A 16,919-nucleotide genomic window follows, 5' to 3' on the forward strand; every position below is an offset into this window, starting at 1 on the left:
CTGAACGTCTCACGCAATGTGAGCCGGAAACCGCCCTTTATTGCAGTTCCGGGCGATCATTATTGCAAGCCGCTACAATTAGAGTCCGTTTGAGAAAGGTTGCAAGGCGATTGCGCTCGTGATTCAAGCTTGGGATGTGGATCCAAGCGAGCCGTGGCCGGATGGCTGGTTTGATCAGCGAGCGAAGCGCTACCCGACCGATCTGACAGACGAGGAGTGGTTGTTCATCCAGCCATTCCTGCCGCCGGTGGCCAAGCGTGGGCGCAAGCCGAAAACAGATTTGCGGGAGGTTCTGGACGCGCTGCGCTACCTGGCCCGTACAGGCGGCGGCTGGCGCATGCTGCCGAACGATTTCCCGCCCTGGCAGACAGTCTATTGGTGGTTCAGGCGGTTCGTTCGTCGATTGCTGTTTCGCACGATCCATGACGTCGCCCTGATGCTCGATCGTGAACGGCAGGATCGCGAGCAGTCTCCCGCGCGGCCGTGATCGACAGCCAGTCTATCAAGGCACCAGCGGCGGAAAAGCGCGGTTTCGATGCCGGCAAGAAGGTCGTCGGCCGCAAACGCCATATCGCCGTCGATACCGATGGCAGGCTCCTGATGGTCAACCTGACCACCGCCGACATCTCCGACGGCGCGGGCGCCCAAACCATCGTCGCGGCGATCCGAAAGCGGTGGCCCTGGCTCAAGCATCTGTTCGCCGATGGCGCCTATGATCGTACCCGTCTCGTGGACGCTGCCGCGTATCGCGACTTCGTCCTGGAGATCATCCGCCGAACCGACAAGGAACCCGGCTTCAAAGTTCTCCCGCGACGATGGGTGGTCGAGCGTACCTTCGGTTGGATGACCCGCTGGAAGCGCCTCGTGCGCGATTACGACCAACGCCTTGATGTCTCCGAAGCCATGATCCACATCGCACTCGGCAGCCTCATGCTTCGCCGCATCGTTCATCCGTAAACATTCTCAAACAGATGGGGTGATTGGGACTCAGCCTCGAGTCGGTTGGGTGGCTGCTCCTCGCAGATGGTAGAACGTGGTCCGTATCGAGCGGCCACAACCATGAGGAGAAGCAACCGTGCGCCATTATGCGGACTGGATGTATCGTTGGAAGAGGCGGCGATCTGCATTATCGATGAGACGGGCAAGGTGGTCCGCGAGCTACGTGCGGCCAGCGAGCCCGATGTGTTGATCGAGACGCTGACCACCACCGGCCTGGAATTCAAACGTATCGGCCTGGAGGCCTGCTAGTTGTCGGCATGGCTCCATCAGGGTCTGACGCGCGCCGATCTGCCGGCGCTGTGCATCGAGACGCGGGCGGCGAAGGCAGCAACGGGTGCGATGCCGAACAAGACCGACCGCAACGACGCGCGCGGCTTGGCGCAGATCATCCGCACCGGCTGGTATCGTGCGGTCCATGTGAAGAGCACGCCGAGCCGATCGGCACGTGCGTTGCTCGCCGCACGCAGGACGATGCTGAACAAGCAGCGCGACATCGAGAACGCGGTGCGCGCGGTACTGAGGGAGGTCGGCCTCAAGCTCGGCACGCCATCACGCAAGCTGTTTGCCGGTCGCGCCCGCGAGCTCGCATCGGCCGACGCCGCTATCTCCGACATCGTTGAGCCGCTGCTTGCCGTGTTCGATGCGATGGGCCGCCAGATTGAGCGGCTGACGAAGCATGCGCCGGATGCGGTTAAGGTCGAGTTGATCTGCCGCCGGCTGATGACCGTGCCAGGCGTGGGGGCCGCTCACCGCGCTGGCGTTCCGCGCAACAGTCGACCAGCCGGAGCGCTTCCGACGATCCCGCGACGTTGGCGCCCATCTCGGTCTCTCGCCCCGGCGCTACCAGTAAGGTGAGACCGACATCCAGGGACAGATCAGCCGATGCGGCGATGAGCTCGCCCGCACCGCGCTCTACGCGGCAGCGCATACGCTGCTGACGCGGTGTCAGAAATGGTCGACGCTCAAGGCCGGGGCATGCGCATCGCCCAACGACGCGGCATGGCCAAGGCCCGTGTCGCCGTAGCGCGCAAGCTGGCCATCATACTGCATCGCATGTGGAGCGACGCCACCGAGTTTCGCTGGGGCAAGGCGCCAGCCCTCGCAGCAGCGTGAGGAGACACGAACCAGATCCCGCCTGAAGAGGCGGGTAGCGGTCATCCCCATGGGGACGATGGGCGGGTTGACCTCGTTGAGAGTCCGAATCCTCGGCAATGCCGAAGGTCGTGAAACAGCTTGAGGCATCCCGTTCTACTGACCCCATCATGCGGCAGTCCAGCGCTGACCGCGGAGAGAAGCGAGTAATCCATGGGGACGACCACGCATACGAGGAAGCAGTTTGACCCGAAGAGCCCCAATCAGAGGGGACTCTTCGAGCATCGAGCCAGAAGTAGGAATCGGCGGGGTTTCGGATAGCTTAAAAATATGATTCATCCTGGTTTGGAGGTGGATCATGGGGGCGAGCCTATTCGAGTGACCTGCGGGAGCGCATATCGGCGCACGTGTCGAAGGGACATTCCTGCCGGAGCGCAGCGCGACGGTTTGGCGTCAGCCCGAGTTGCGCGATCAAGTTGATGCAGCATGTCGCCAGTACGGGATCCGCAGTGCCGCGGCGTCAGGGGCGGCCGCGCGGTGGAGGCAAGCTGGCGCGATATCTGGGGCTGTTGATCCGCTGGGTTGAGGCGACGCCCGATGTGACGATGCCCGAGCTTGCCGAGCGCCTCAAAGCCGAGACGAAGGTCGTGGCGCACCCGGCTTCGTTGTCGCGGGTGCTGGTCGGTGCGGGCTTCCGATATAAAAAGCGCTGATGGCATCGGAATGCGGGCGCGATGACGTGAGCGAGGCGCGGCGGCGTTGGCGCGTCTATCGCCAGCCACGACTGCACGAGCAGGCGCACCGGTTGGTCTTCCTTGACGAAACCGCGACCACAACGAAGATGGCGCGGCTACGCGGGCGGGCGCAGGGTGGTCGGCATCTGAAAGCCCGGGCGCCGTTCGGCCACTGGAAAACGCAGACCTTCATCGCCGCTCTGCGCTGCGATGGCCTGAGCGCGCCGTGGATCATCGACAGGCCGATGACCAAGGAGATCGTCGAGGTCTATGTGGAAACCCAACTCGCTCCGACGCTCGGGCATGGCGATGTCGTCATCCTCGACAATCTGCCAGCCCATAAAAGCGAAAAGGCCAAAGCGACGTTGAAGGAACGCGGTGCCTGGTTCCTTTTTCTCCCACCCTACAGTCCCGATCTCAACCCGATCGAGATGGCCTTCTCAAAACTGAAAGCCCATCTCCGTCGGATCGCGCGGGGACCATCGACGACCTGTGGAAAGCCGTCGGCTCCATTTGCGACCTGTATGACCCCGATGAGTGCCGAAACTACTTTGCCGCTGCCGGATATGCGTTCGATTGCTCGATGCTCTAACCTTCCCCGTTAACAACGAATCAAGCGGGAGAGTCGCACCCTGAAAGCTTTGTCCGAGTAAGGTCCAATGATCTTCTGCTGCCCAGCATACGCAAAACGTTTACGAAGATCGGCGTCCGCAAGCAGCGCAATGATCCGATTTGCCAACAACGGCACTTCAGTCGTATCTAGGCTGTAGCCGTCTTCCCCATCCGTGATCACCTCGCCTGCCCCGCCGAAGCTGGACCCAATAACGGGCACGCCGTAGGACCATGCTTCCAAGAAGACGATACCGAACCCTTCTTTGGACGAAGGTAGCACGAACACCGCCGCAGCGTCATAGGCGCGTGCCAAGGTGGCGTCGTCAACGGCTCCCAAGAAACGCACACGTTCGGCTACTCCTAGCGCCATGGCGAGCACCTGCAATTCACTGCGCAGCTCACCTTTGCCCACAATCGTCAACACTGCTTCCGGCACGCTCGCCAACACTTTAGGCATCGCTTCGATCACCTTGTCGACGTATTTTTCTCGCTCGCCGCTGCTTAATCTGGACACGACAAGGATTTCTGATGTCTGCACTCGGCGCTCGATCGATCTTACGGGCCCATCGACAGCGTTCGGAAAAGCAATGAACTTGTCGCTATCAAGCCCGAAGCTCACCGCCATGCGTTCCTTGCTGTAGTCGCTTACGATAGCCACCTTATCTACAATGCGGCGAAGCAGCGGCCCCTCGTAAAGCTTTGGCTCGCGATATCGATCATCTCCCCATACTTCGATCCCGTGCGCAAAGAGGATAACTTTGCCCTTCGGTCTAAGCATTTTGTAAAACACTGCCAAAGGCAGCAGGTTTATGTGTCCGATAAGTAGTGTATCATGTTTAAAAGCCAATAGAAAAATCTGGCGCATGAAGAATGTATAGCTCCCGCCGCATCCAATAACACGCCCTATATCACGAGCACCTCTGACTCCATCATGGTTATCCGCCAACAGTATTGTTACAGAATCCGGGCTGACTTCGAAAAGCCCCCGTATCACCCGTCGATTGAAAGTCTGTATGCCACCATGCTGATGCCACGCGGATAAAGCTATAAAGAGCACTCTGGTGTCCTCAATCAGACCCCTGTCTTCCATAGTTCTGAGTCCCAATTTCCTGCCTAGGTGTAACAGAATCAACGATAATGCCAGGGCGCTGAGAACCAGATCCGCGCCTTCGACGTCCGAGACTACCTATGGCAAAGAGAATGATAGCGAGAATACTGACGTTACGCGCAAAGACAAGGTACCCAGTCACAGACGTCTCAGTATTTAAAAATAGAAAAATTGACGATATTTGAACAACGCTACTCGGAAGTTTACGGAACCTAAATAACAGCACGATAAAATATATCGGCAACACAGCTATCAAAAGATAAACCGCATATCCTATATAGCCGAAGTCAACATAGGAGTCCAGGGCAAGCGTATTTGAGTAATCATCTTCTGGTACACCGAGACTCGCCCAAATCTTTTCAGGCGATCCCGGAAGCTTGGATTTATCAACAATGAATGGCGGCGACGCCATCGCCACTGATACGAGCAGTCCTTGACCTATTGCAAAAGACCGTAGCGTTGACTGAACGGCGCTATAGGAGAGGATGATGGCAGATCTATCAATAACCTTTTGATTATAACCCGCTTCAAGATCTTGTGATTTTACCTCTGTCGCCGATGTGACCAGATCTACTATGCCAGGCATTTCCCCACTATTCTTGGACGTATAGCTCGCCACTCTCACAGCGAAGTAAACCGGCCAAGCAACGACAATAACTCCTGCCACAAGTATCGCGATGCGTCCAACTCCCGTGACTTTTAGCTTTTTACCTTGCAGACGATATCTAGCCGCCAGGTAGAGTACTGCACATAGCACAATCTCAACGGTCAAATATCGACGCCCTGAAATAAAATGCCAAATTAGCCCTATCAACAAAGCAAAACCACAGAGTAAGACCGCACCACTAGTGAGTCGACCTCTAGAAGCAAGCTTAATTCCAAGAAAAAACGCGGTCATCGGCATTGCCGCTGTAGCGCAAAGATCGACAGCACGAAGAAGTGCAACAACGCCGCCGGCATCAGGCCGCGTCGAAGCCATAAGAACCGAACCATAGGTCCAAATTCCTCCGGCAATTAAAAATAATTGTATCATCGTAAATGCGAATAGCAATATATATGGCGGGTTTTTAGACAAATCAAGCAACGGTTTAAAGAATGATAAGCCGTGACGAGCTTCCAACAGGACCAGTGGGGAAGCTATAATTAGTCCTGCTACTAAGTTGCTCGATGCCTTTGATAGCACAGATGCATTGGCGCTGATTGTAAATCCCGGAATGCCGAGCGTCAGAACTACCAAAGGAGCGAAGTACCAGAATATCGTTGCCAAAGATATCAACGTGATGGGCTTGAAATGCCCCTCATAAATGAGACTTACAAGCTTCGTTCCGCAAAGCATTGTAGGTATCACCATTAAAATACCAAAAGGCCACGTTTTCTCATCGAGATAAGTCGCCAAAAACGCTGTACCGAGGCTAGCGGCCACAATGACAGCGAGTGACAAGATTAGGTACGAAAAGCTCGAGAAGTCCCACTGTCCTAAACGGTTTCTCTTGGCTATCCGAGTCTGCAAGGGTATCATCCTCAATATCGCGCGGTAGGCTGAGATGGGGCATGTAAACTCGCTAACCGTTCAAGGCGAGCCTAGTGCCGGCGTTAAGTTTCTATGCCCGCTTGTCACTTCGTAGTTGGAGCGCTTAAAACACTCCAGAACAGACGTTATTCCACGAAGGACGCAGCCCGCCCGTGGCTCCTCGGGCAAACTTCACAGCGCCTGTATCTTTCTCCATACTGTTCGAGTACTCGATATTATGGCTTCGAACAGAAAAGGCTTGCATCTGCTCAGCAGCTTTAGTTGCGCCTACTGAGTGAATAATGATATCTTTTTTGCGCACGCCGCTGCCGAATAAATCTATAAAACTGCCAGAATTTCCATATGACGGCGCCGAAAGACCGCTTAGGTAAATTTGATCGAATACGGACCCGCTTGAATCGCCCGTACCTGTACTTAATATTCGGGCGTTTTTACTGGAAGCACTCATATAGATCCGTCGATACGAATTATCAATCGCGGTCGATATTATGAAGATAGCTGCACCAACAATGGGCTCGCGGTCATTCGATATCCAACAAAGATCCTGAAAGGTATTGTGATAATTATCCGATATCGATGTAATAAGCCCAGCCGGGTGTAAGCTGCGAACTTTCTCGACAATAGAGTTTTCAATTCCCTTCATCGAAAGGGTTCCCAAACTTACCTTCCGACTGGCGGGCCAGCCAAGCACGTGGGAACCATCTTCGATACGACGTATGATGACGTCGCGACTTCGGACTGCTCTCAAATTCTCTCCGGTTGAATATATTACGTGGCCCGGCGCGATGTAGTTTACGCCCCCGCGGTAATCGCTCTTCACTCCATCGATACGAAGTCCCTGCTGCCCATAAAAAAGAACACCGTGTTGATACCCGCCGATACTCAAATTCTGTATCTTGTTACCACTAGCGCGTATCGTCGCTGCGCGAGGTTTCAGGTTAAGGACAAAGGGGATAATGTGAGCTTGATCTAGCGACTCTGGCCGAGCATCAATATCGCTGAAAAACATATTATCTGAGTTGCTGAGGATTATGCTCCACAACTCGTACCCACCTCCAAAGGATAGGCCCTTGGGAATTCCGGAAACTGCAAAGAAGGCAGATAGTAGCGACCTGCCGGGCCGCGGCGTGTCACCCGTGAATCGAAACACGGGCTTCCCCATGATACCTCCTCCTGTACACCCCGAAAAGGTCAACAGAGGAGCACGCAGATCGTCGAACGCGAGAACGGCTCCGCTCTCGAAGAAGATTGTGGGATTGTTCGTGAATACCAGCAGCGAACTCAGCGGATCATCTTCAGCCGCGCGACGAATATGATGGATCCCACGCGGAATAATCAGCGTTTTAGGCGCTCCGGAGTTCATCCAAACAGCCGCCGCGCGCCAGGTCGAAAACGTAGAAGTATCGCCGAACTCCGCAATGCTTGCCCTAGTTCCAAAGGGTTCCACCCGCCGCGTATCTAGCGCTGCGCCTGCACGCGGTTGAGCCGGCTGCGCGCCGGCATACGACGGCATTAACAGAGCAGTCAGAATGAGCAGGAGGCGATTGAGTTGCACGCGCAGATTCGCCTTAATCCCTTGTCGCCGAAGGGCGCTAGGTTCATAATTGTACTGTAGCATCGCGCCAACGCAAGCGCAGGTCAAGGCCATACGATGTGAATCGGCTGGTAACAGGACGCCAGACTACCCAGACCTCTGCGCAATGCGCCTCCTCACTTCGCCGATGGACGCGGTATCGCAGATCGATCGTCAACTTGTGGAAACGTTGCGCGCTACCTGCCCCGAGATCGCGGAAGCCGCCGATCTCGCTAGGGTCAGGATCTGTAATTGCAGGACGCTGGCGGTGTTGATGATCGTGTCCCATGGCGTGGTGTAGGTCCGGCGGCGTAGCCGCTGTGATCTTCGGCCAGGGCCGGATCGATCATGCTGCCATAGGTGGCAACGTGACGAGCGGATCATCGCTCAACTGGGCGACGCTTTCCAGTGTCATGTAGCGAGCGCGCTGGACCGCCCATTCGTCGCTCTGTTCAGCAGGATCGCTCCAACGAGGCGAGTGATGGCATTCTCGTTCGGGAAGATGCCGACGACTTCGGTGCGCCGCTTGATCTCGCCGTTGAGGCGCTCAAGCGGATTCGTCGAATGTAACTTCGTTCGATGCTGCGGCGGGAAGGACATATAGGCGAGCACGTCCTCCTCGGCTGTATCCATGAGCTTGGCGAGTTTGGGAACCGTCGGCCGGAGTTGGTCGGAGACCTTGCGCCATTGAGCCTTGGCGGCTCCTGCGGTTTCCTGCGCGAAGGCGGTGGCGATAAAGGCTGAAACCACGCATCGGCCGCTGCGCCCGGCGTGCGCCAGCGCGTTGCGGGCGAAGTGGACGCGGCACCATTGCCAGGTGGCGCTGAACACCCGCGAGACCGCCGCCTTGATACCCTCGTGCGCGTCCGAGATGACCAGCTTCACGCCCTTGCCGATACCTTTGGCGCGCCGTTCCGGAGCGAGTACGCGGATAGGTGCGTCGTCGGCGTGCAGGATGTCGCTGCCCAGGACCGATGCCTCGATCCGGTCGATCACGGGCTGCAGGATCCGCATCGAGCGGCCACACCAATCGGCAAGCGTGCTGCGCGGGATGTCGGCACCCATGCGCGCGAGGATCTCGTTTTGCCGGTACAACGGCAGATGGTCGTCAAACTTCGAGACCAGCACGTAAGCCAGGAGACTTCCTCCGGCCATGCTGCCTGGGATCGGTCGGCTCGGGGCTGGCGCCTGGACCATCTTCTCGCAGCAACGGCAGGACTTCTTCGGGCGGGCGACTTCGATGACCTTGAGCTTTGCCGTAATCATCTCGAGGATCTCGCTCACGTCCTCGCCGACGAGACGTAGACCGCCCCCGCAATCGGGACAGGCGTCGCCGGGGTCGAGTTCGTGGCGTTCGCGCGGCGTATCCGCCGAGACGCGCGGGCGCCGAGATGGACGCGGCCCGGGGCTGATGTGGGCAGAAGCGATAGCGGCTTGCGCCTCGGAATCGTTCTGATCGCTGGTCGCGAGACCTGGGCACCTCTCGCAAAATTGACGCAGTGATGATTCACTGTCGGCGGTCAGCGGGAGCGGACGATGCGGCAGGCTGGGCTTTTCGGATTATCGGACCACATGAAACGCCTTTCAGCGGACGGCGATCCTCTGGAGGTGCTGGCGCAGATCGTGGACTTTGAAGCGTTTCGGCCGACGCTGGTAGCCGCACTGGGCTATTCCGACGGCACCAAGGGAGGTCGGCCGCCCTACGATCCGGTGGTGATGCTGAAGGTGCTGGTGCTGGCGGCGCAGAACAACGTGGCCGACGGGCGAATGGAATGGTTGATCCGGGATCGGCTGAGCTGGCTGCGCTTCCTGGGCTTCGATATTGGCGCATCGACGCCGGATGCGAACACGATCCGCATGTTCCGCGAGCGGCTGACTGCGGTCGGCGCGCTCGATACGCTTTTTGCCGATTTCGACCGCCAGTTGAAGGCGCGGGGCTATCTGCCGATGGGGGGTCAGATCGTCGACGCGACGCTGGTCGCCGCGCCCAAGCAGCGCAACACCGAGGCCGAGAAGGCCGCGGTGAAAGCGGGCCGGAGCGCCGCCGAGATCTGGCCGGACGCCCCCGCCAAGGCGCGTCAAAAGGACACGGATGCTCGCTGGACGCTGAAGTTCGCCAAGTCGCGGCCGACCGCCGATGGCAAGCCGCAGCCGGATATCGCGATCCCAAGCTTCGGGTATAAAAGCAGCGTCTCGATATGCCGGACCTTCGGCTTCATTCGTAAGGGCCAGGTCACCGACGGCGCGCGCTACGACGGGCGCATGCTGCGCGACGTGGTGACCAGCGACAACACCGCATCGGATGTCTGGGCCGATACCGCCTATCGCAGCCAGAGCAATGAGCGTTGGCTGAAGGCCCAGGGCCGCGTCAGCCGCATCCACCGCAGAAAGCCCAAGGGCAGGCCGATGCCCGCCCATGTCCGCCGCGGCAACGCCACCAAGTCGAAGATCCGGGCCCGCGTCGAGCATGTGTTCGCGCATCAGAAGGCCGTCATGGGCCTGTTCATCCGCACCATCGGCATCGAACGGGCTAAGGCCAAGATCACGCTCGCCAACCTAGCCTTCAACATCCACCGCCTGATCTTCCATGAGCGTCGCGCCGCAATGGGATAGTTGCGTCCGCGCTCTACGGAAAACCCTGAGAATCCCGGCAAACCTAGCGCCAAACCCCAGGGCCACCCAAAGCGCCACCTCGAATCATCAATACGATCGCATCAGCGGGTAAATGGGTAAATGGAGGCGCCCAGATCGGATGCCGCGCTCAGCATGGCTTCTTCTACAGGAAAACTGCCGAAAAACCCAGCAAAACAGCCGCTTCCAGAACGAAAAGTTACCCCGCGTGTGTCGGCGGTGCGCCCCAGTTCGGGCGTCTCCAGTCGATCCCTTCCCACAGCATCGCAAGTTGGGCTAACGACGTCCTTAGGGACGTCTCTTACGTGCTCAATTTACCCTTCGGCAGGCGGCCTCAGCCGGTCGGTTACGCCGGCCGTGCAGGCACCCGCCGAGATTCGGCGCCGCGGCCAACCACCCAAATACGAGACGCTCCCATGCCCACCGCCTGATCCCGAAAACGGGAAAGTGGAGAATGTCCCCAATAGAATTACTGCAAAATATTATCTCTTAAAACTTTCGCAATCTCAATGTTACCCTCGGCATTGGGATGTATTTGATCTCTAAAGAAGCGCTCCCCTTGCCCAACCTTGTTGAGGTATGGACGAAATACTTGAATATTGTGCCGATCCGCATATGAAAATAGTACATTACGCGCAGATATGACGTCCGTTGTAGGCGGATCTCGAACATCCCAATAGAGGATTGTGAATTTCGCTCCATGTCTTTCCGCCTCAGTGCGGATATTATCAACGGCTTTAAGCACCATTGCAAAACTTTCCGGGTCGAATTTCCCAGATGTTGAACCGGGATCATACGAAGGAGGCGCTAACCCTACTCTGGGCAGAACGTAACGTTTAACAAAACCGCCCAAGGCGCTTAATGGATACCTAGTAGGAAAAGATACGTTATTATCTAATATGTCCGATCTTGCGAATGGTTGACCTAAATCCTTCTGATTTACCTCCAATATTATCATTCGGGCTTTCAAGGTCCCATGCTCAGCCAGCCATGCTGCTTCGTTTTGCACCGCCCAACCTCCAGAAGCCGCATTAACTACTTGCGCATTAATACCTGTCTTCCTCAGCAAACGTTCTAACTGCAACGGCCAAGTTTGTTCGTCATTTATCTGCGTGCCACCGTTGGCTACTGAGTCGCCTATCACCAAAATGCGATAAAGACCGTTTGCTGGGACCGCCGAAACATCTGGGCCGCGCGCACCAATAGCGTTTATATGGGTGGTTTTACCTAATAGGTTTATCGTCTGGTTAGGTACAAATTCATAGCCCGCGCCGCTCGCTTTGTAGAGCAGCGGACGTGCGAATCCGGCAAATCGCAAACAAACTTCCAGGCAAATAAGCGATAAAAGAAGCAAACCAAATGAGTATTTTAAAACTCTCACTGAAACGTCTCCTGACAATTTTTTTAAAATTGATCAGAAAATTGATATCTTATCTCGCCTAAATATTATCATAGCGCAAAGGCATGAATACTTGCGCAAGAAGCCTCCCTTGAGCGGCACCCGCCGCCAGCAAAATTAACCGCTAGTTCGAGTAGGCGCCCTCTTCGAACAATAATAAAATGAATCAACCCCGGGCCGTTTATCACCTCGTATGATAGCACGAGATCTAATGAATCCGAACGTAGATCGAGCACGACGTGCCATATAACCTCTAAGAGTAAGACGTTTTAAGTAACTCCGCGAAATAAGATACCGTCTTTTCCAAGCCTTCGGCGAGCTGAATCTCTGGGTTCCAACCGAGTTTATCGCGTGCCATCGTTATGTCAGGACGTCGTTGTTTAGGATCATCCTGTGGCAATGGTCCGAAAACGAGCGGGGAGCTTGATCCCGTTATCTCAAGTACCAACTTTGCTAAGTCTATCATCGTAAATTCGTTAGGATTGCCAATGTTGCAAGGGCCTGTGATCGACTTATCTGAGTCCATCAACGCAAGAAAGCCGCGGATCAGGTCAGAGTAGAAGCAGAATGATCGCGTCTGCATGCCGTCGCCGTAAATGGTGATCGGCTCGTTACGCAGTGCTTGCACAATAAAGTTGGAAACGACTCGCCCATCTTGTGGGTGCATTCTTGGACCGTATGTATTGAAAATACGCACGATCTTTATGTCCAAATTATGCTGTCTGTGATAATCCATAAATAAAGTTTCAGCCGCACGTTTTCCCTCGTCATAGCATGATCGGATGCCAATAGGATTGACGTTACCCCAATAGGATTCATGCTGCAGAGGTGTGTTAGGATCGCCGTAGACCTCTGATGTGGACGCTTGAAAAATTGGAACTTTCAGCCGTTTAGCGAGGCCGAGCATGTTAATGGCGCCCATGACGCTAGTTTTGGTCGTTTGTACCGGGTCGTGCTGATAGTGAATAGGTGAGGCCGGACAAGCCAGATTATAAATCTCATCTACCTCTACATAGAGTGGGAATGTCACGTCATGACGCATGAATTCAAAACGGGGATGGTCGAGAAGATGCTCAATGTTACGGCGCGCACCGGTAAATAGGTTATCAACGCAAAGTACTTCGTGACCGCGTTCAATCAAGGCATCGCAAAGGTGGGAACCTAAAAAACCGGCCCCCCCAGTGACCAAAGTTCGTTTAATGTTGTAACGGCCTGTCAGCTTAGTCATTTTTTCCCCCATATTATCGTGCATCGTGAACTTCATGCTTTGCTAGTTGTGTCTCGTAAATCTTTGCGTCCACCAAGAAACGGAACCAAAAAGATTGCAAGGTGCAAAATATCAATCCGCGTCTACCGTCCATGAAGCCAAGCTTTATAAAGTAACTGTAGATGAAGTATGCAAAGGCACGTGCAAAAAGTGGCAAGCTATAGTACTTTGCCTTGACGGCTCTCTTCCGTTCTATAACTGTCCCGCGCGCATTTGGCCTCACTACTCGTTGTAAATCATCACTGGTTTCCTCCGCTCTGGCGCTTCGAAGTGCTTCGGCAGCCTCCATGTCGGACCAGCGATTATGGCGCGCTGTCCACTCCGAGAGTGTTGCGTCTTGATGATCGAGCATAAATGCGGGTAATTTGACGGTCCGGCCGGTACCGACGAAATGTTGGTCGTATAGGCGGTCTTCACAGCGCCCGTATCCTGTACGAAACAGTCTATAGTGCCAAGTGCTGCCTATAGCACCGTGGCGTAGTACTTTTCCAAAAAACACGATTTTTCGTCCGAAAATATACCCGTCCGCAGGAGAGTTATTAAGATCGGCCGCTCGAATGGCTGATACCAACTCAGGCGTAAACTCTTCATCTGCGTCTACGTGCATTTGCCAATCGTGACGTATCGGTAGATTGTCTATAGCCCAATTACGCTGGTCGGCGTAGTTAGAGAAAGCTCGCTGTACAACATTACAACCGAGAGACCGGCATAATTCTACCGTATCATCTTTACTATAGGAATCAACAACGTGGATATCATCACTCAACGACTGCACTGAACGGATAGTGCGTCCGATCGTAGCGACCGAATTGAACGACAGGAGTACAATAGAAATACCAGGGTCGAAATTTTTCATGCTCTATTCTCGCTGCCGGACGGCGGTACCAGGTTTGACCAATGCGTCACGCTGCTTGCTCCTCAAACCGCCCTCGACGTGCCCGTAAAGGTGTCGCCGGATTGCCGCTGTAGATAATCCAAGGCTCTAATGAGCGCATTGCACAGCCGCGTGCACCGAGCACGGCACCCTCGCCGACCACGACGCCTGGACCGACAAATGCTTCTGCCGCTATCCACGCACGCCTGCCGATCGTAATAGGTCGCGCGCGGAGCTGGAAGTGCGGACTATCGACGTCGTGTGTGCCTGAGCATAAGTGCGCGCCTTGCGATATTACCGCGTACGCACCGATGCTAATTGGTGCCATTGTATAGATAGTTGAACGAGGGCCGACTGCGGCATAAGGACCCATTTCGAGATTGCGGGGCGACCAGATGCGAGCTGTAGCATAGATGTTTGCGGTCGAAGCCAATTTTGCGCCGAACAACCTGAGAAGAAACCGTCGCCAGCCTCGCATCGACGGGGGTGTCCAACTCGCCAACAAGGCCCAGCTCACTATCCATGCCGTGCGGTAAATGCGGTTGCCGATTGAGAAGCTCGCTCCACCTTCTTGTGGGCGCGTCACATGCGCGTCGAGTAACTCGCTATGATGTGCTTCAATCGGCAAGTCTGAACTCCCCCGCTACTCACATCTCGGCCCAATCGACCACGCATTTCGCACCTGCAATATGTCGTGTCCTAAGAAACCTCACGCGTACACGCAACCTCAAACCAGCCAAATGGCTCCCATTCAATCTTATAGTCGCCTTTGTGCGTCACACGTCGGGCGGTATGAACGTGGTGAGGCATCGTACGATCGAGTCAGCTTGAATTCGTGCTTTCGAGTAGGAATTGCTCGCCTTCCTTTGGCATGAGATAGGCCTGGTATGACCGCTATTCCTCAAGGCGAGCTGTTCCGGCTCGACAGCCCACTCACCGGCGAGATTCGAGGGGAGCGGTCGCTGATGGCCTTTCCATTCTTCGCGCTCAGTAAGAACGCTTGGATGAAGCCGCTCGCTTACGCGACAAGCGATGTTTCGATCGAAGTACGGCCGTCCGCGCGCGGGGTTGCGACGATCTACGACAAGGAGATCGTGCTCTACATCGCCAGCCTGATGGCGTCGAAGATCACTACGGGTGCGTCGGTTGGACAGGATTTCGTGTTCACTGCGCACGATCTGTTTAGTGTCACGGGCGCAAACCATTCGGCGCGCTCCTACGCGCGGCTATCAGATGCGCTCGAGCGGCTGCAGGGCACGCAGATTAGAACTAATATTGAAGCCGGTGGCGAAGGAGAAGAAGGATTCTTCTCGTGGCTGTCCGAAGCACGGCTGCAATATGCACGTACAAAGAGCGGAGAGAAGCGGTTAAAGGCCGTCAAGGTGCGGCTTTGTGACTGGCTGTTTCGTGCGATTCTGCGCGATGGTGATGTTCTTGATTATGCATCGACCTATTTTCAACTCGGGCCAATTGAGAGGCGTATTTACGAGGTCGCACGCTCGACCTGCGCCGACGGCGAAGCGCTTAAGATTGACCTGGCCACCTTTCGTTTGCAGATCGGCTTTCAGAACCAATTATCCAATTTTCGGATTGCCATACGGCAACTCGCCGCAGCCGACAGCATCCCAGGCTATCACCTCCGGCTGCTCGAGGATTTGCCTGACGTGGACGCGCGTGGCCGTGGCGCCGGACGTAAGGCAGGCCGAGGAACGGTGATACTGACGAAACGCATAACCACATTTTCAAACGATCGGGACGAGGCCCCTGCCCCCACCCCGGCATTGCCCAACGAAACCGGCTGATTCGCGTATCAACGGGGGATTTCTACCCGAAAGCACGAACTTTCACGGCTTTTGTTACCTGAAAGCACGAATCCGAACTGCAATTCCTACGTGAAAGCACGAACTTTTTGCGCCTTTCTTACCCGAAAGCACGAACGGTAGCCGCTTCCTCCTCTCCCCCATTGCTGCGACAATAGGCCCAGCCGGCGCAGGGCCGGTGTGACCGAGATGAAGGGGTGGCTGTGACCACATAAAAGAAAGCCCGGCACGAAGGCCGGGCATCCAATTTGGTGTGGAGCGACGTCGCCAAACGTCGAACCGGGTCACAACCCCTCCTCCCTACGCCAGATCGAGCTCTGTTTCAAGGATGCGCGCCTCGCGCCACGGAGATCTTTTGCCTGGTGACGGCCCTCCCATGCGGAGGGACGAATGGGAACTTATACTTTGAGCACAGCGCTTGCCGATGCGTTCGGCTACCGGCAACCGCGCTCTACTCCGGCGCGATCTGGCGCAACGCACCCGACTGGTGCGCGCGTGCTGCGCGATAGCGTGGAGGCGGGCACGTTCGAACACGTTTTCTTCTCTCCTCCTGCCAAGGGCGAGACGGATCGCTTGCTGCGTGCCGCGCGTCGATTGCTTGATGCTGGCCGCCAACTGCGGTCCGAGGCGCGGCAGGGTGATCGCACGCTCACGCCAACCGAACGCCTCTTGACCACGCTCACCAGCGCGAGCGTGCGTGTGTTCGAAGAAATCCTCACGCTGTCGCGATTGAATCGCGGCCGCGTATTTCCCAGCTACGAGTATCTTGCTGAGGCTACCAGCCTAGGCAGGGCTACCGTTGCACGCGGGCTGACCATCCTAGAACGCGTCGGCCTGCTTGTACGCCAGCGCCGGTTCAAGCGCATCGAAGCCGATGGGCCAGGCCCTCGCTATGAGCAGACCTCAAACGCCTATCGCGCAATTCTCCCGGATAGTGTCGTCAAATATCTTCCGCGTTGGATGCGCCCTGCCCCCCTCCCGGACGATGCACTGCAGTACGCGACCGATCATAGCGCGGACGTCTCGGCAATGCGGGCGCAACTGACGTGCCGCGAACATGCTGAGGCGCTTGTGGGCGGATCGTTAGGGAAAGTGCTCGCTAAACTGGGCGCGGCGATTGATCGCCGAGAGCGTGAGTCTCAAAGAGATACGGAACCGCATCTGAATTCCTTGCTAATAGCAAAAAGCATTGGCCTAGCCGGCCAATAAGTTTTCGCCTGATGGCGGAACCCGATCTGATTCCGATCACGCATAACAATTGAACGCCCAGCTGAAGGTC

The 16,919-nt window shown here is 56.0% G+C and carries 9 protein-coding genes and 4 pseudogenes; 6 read left to right on the forward strand and 7 right to left on the reverse strand.

Annotated elements, in window-relative coordinates; translation table 11 throughout:
* The first annotated feature begins 134 nt into the window (after positions 1 to 134).
* The 3 pseudogenes from PX554_RS22655 (at position 135) to PX554_RS22670 (ending at position 3,417) form a co-directional block, all read left to right on the forward strand.
* Positions 135 to 957: pseudogene (locus PX554_RS22655) on the forward strand (IS5 family transposase).
* Between the two features lie 102 nt (positions 958 to 1,059).
* Positions 1,060 to 2,112, forward strand: a pseudogene (locus PX554_RS22665) (IS110 family RNA-guided transposase).
* A 362-nt stretch (positions 2,113 to 2,474) separates the two neighbouring features.
* A pseudogene (locus PX554_RS22670) lies at positions 2,475 to 3,417 on the forward strand (IS630 family transposase).
* A 9-nt stretch (positions 3,418 to 3,426) separates the two neighbouring features.
* Here the strand turns inward: PX554_RS22670 and PX554_RS22675 are convergent.
* The 4 genes and pseudogenes from PX554_RS22675 to PX554_RS22690 form a co-directional block, all read right to left on the reverse strand.
* Positions 3,427 to 4,302, reverse strand: coding sequence for a glycosyltransferase family 4 protein (locus tag PX554_RS22675; protein ID WP_275504621.1), 876 nt, complete (start codon positions 4,300 to 4,302; stop codon positions 3,427 to 3,429).
* A 202-nt stretch (positions 4,303 to 4,504) separates the two neighbouring features.
* Entirely contained in the window at positions 4,505 to 5,986 is a 1,482-nt protein-coding gene (locus tag PX554_RS22680; RefSeq protein ID WP_275504622.1) for a hypothetical protein, read from the reverse strand.
* A gap of 193 nt (positions 5,987 to 6,179) precedes the next feature.
* Complete coding sequence (locus PX554_RS22685; RefSeq protein WP_275504623.1) at positions 6,180 to 7,631, reverse strand: hypothetical protein; 1,452 nt, start codon at positions 7,629 to 7,631, stop codon at positions 6,180 to 6,182.
* Positions 7,632 to 7,995: 364 nt separating this feature from the next.
* Positions 7,996 to 9,038: pseudogene (locus PX554_RS22690) on the reverse strand (transposase); the annotation flags it as partial.
* Between the two features lie 147 nt (positions 9,039 to 9,185).
* On the opposite strand from PX554_RS22690, the gene PX554_RS22695 reads away from it, so the two are divergent.
* On the forward strand, positions 9,186 to 10,262 hold the full coding sequence (locus PX554_RS22695; RefSeq protein WP_275504624.1) for an IS5 family transposase: 1,077 nt from the start codon (positions 9,186 to 9,188) through the stop codon (positions 10,260 to 10,262).
* A 487-nt stretch (positions 10,263 to 10,749) separates the two neighbouring features.
* Here PX554_RS22695 and PX554_RS22700 read toward each other — a convergent pair whose 3' ends face one another.
* The 3 genes from PX554_RS22700 to PX554_RS22710 form a co-directional block, all read right to left on the reverse strand.
* Positions 10,750 to 11,661, reverse strand: a complete 912-nt coding sequence (locus PX554_RS22700) for an SGNH/GDSL hydrolase family protein (RefSeq protein ID WP_275504625.1) — start codon at positions 11,659 to 11,661, stop codon at positions 10,750 to 10,752.
* Between the two features lie 271 nt (positions 11,662 to 11,932).
* Positions 11,933 to 12,943 (reverse strand): UDP-glucuronic acid decarboxylase family protein, encoded by a 1,011-nt coding sequence (locus PX554_RS22705; RefSeq protein WP_275504626.1) that lies wholly within the window; start codon positions 12,941 to 12,943, stop codon positions 11,933 to 11,935.
* Positions 12,921 to 13,802, reverse strand: a complete 882-nt coding sequence (locus tag PX554_RS22710) for a glycosyltransferase family 2 protein (protein WP_275504627.1) — start codon at positions 13,800 to 13,802, stop codon at positions 12,921 to 12,923. The genes PX554_RS22705 and PX554_RS22710 overlap by 23 nt, the downstream gene beginning before the upstream one ends.
* A 905-nt stretch (positions 13,803 to 14,707) precedes the next feature.
* Here PX554_RS22710 and PX554_RS22720 point away from each other — a divergent pair.
* Both PX554_RS22720 and PX554_RS22725 read left to right on the forward strand, forming a co-directional pair.
* The gene (locus PX554_RS22720; RefSeq protein WP_275504628.1) at positions 14,708 to 15,622 is read left to right on the forward strand and encodes a replication initiator protein A; all 915 of its coding nucleotides are present in this window, start codon (positions 14,708 to 14,710) and stop codon (positions 15,620 to 15,622) included.
* Positions 15,623 to 16,030: 408 nt separating this feature from the next.
* Complete coding sequence (locus tag PX554_RS22725; protein WP_275504629.1) at positions 16,031 to 16,849, forward strand: helix-turn-helix domain-containing protein; 819 nt, start codon at positions 16,031 to 16,033, stop codon at positions 16,847 to 16,849.
* Positions 16,850 to 16,919 lie beyond the last annotated feature (70 nt).

The sequence above is a fragment of the Sphingomonas pollutisoli genome (genome assembly GCF_029167165.1).
GTDB classification, from domain to species: Bacteria; Pseudomonadota; Alphaproteobacteria; order Sphingomonadales; family Sphingomonadaceae; genus Sphingomonas; species Sphingomonas pollutisoli.

Coding starts and splice junctions, on each gene's coding strand:
- PX554_RS22675 (WP_275504621.1), bottom strand. CDS start 4,302: ATGCGCCAGATTTTTCTATTGGCTTTTAAACATGATACACTACTTATC.
- PX554_RS22695 (WP_275504624.1), top strand. CDS start 9,186: ATGCGGCAGGCTGGGCTTTTCGGATTATCGGACCACATGAAACGCCTT.
- PX554_RS22705 (WP_275504626.1), bottom strand. CDS start 12,943: ATGAAGTTCACGATGCACGATAATATGGGGGAAAAAATGACTAAGCTG.
- PX554_RS22710 (WP_275504627.1), bottom strand. CDS start 13,802: ATGAAAAATTTCGACCCTGGTATTTCTATTGTACTCCTGTCGTTCAAT.
- PX554_RS22720 (WP_275504628.1), top strand. CDS start 14,708: ATGACCGCTATTCCTCAAGGCGAGCTGTTCCGGCTCGACAGCCCACTC.
- PX554_RS22725 (WP_275504629.1), top strand. CDS start 16,031: ATGGGAACTTATACTTTGAGCACAGCGCTTGCCGATGCGTTCGGCTAC.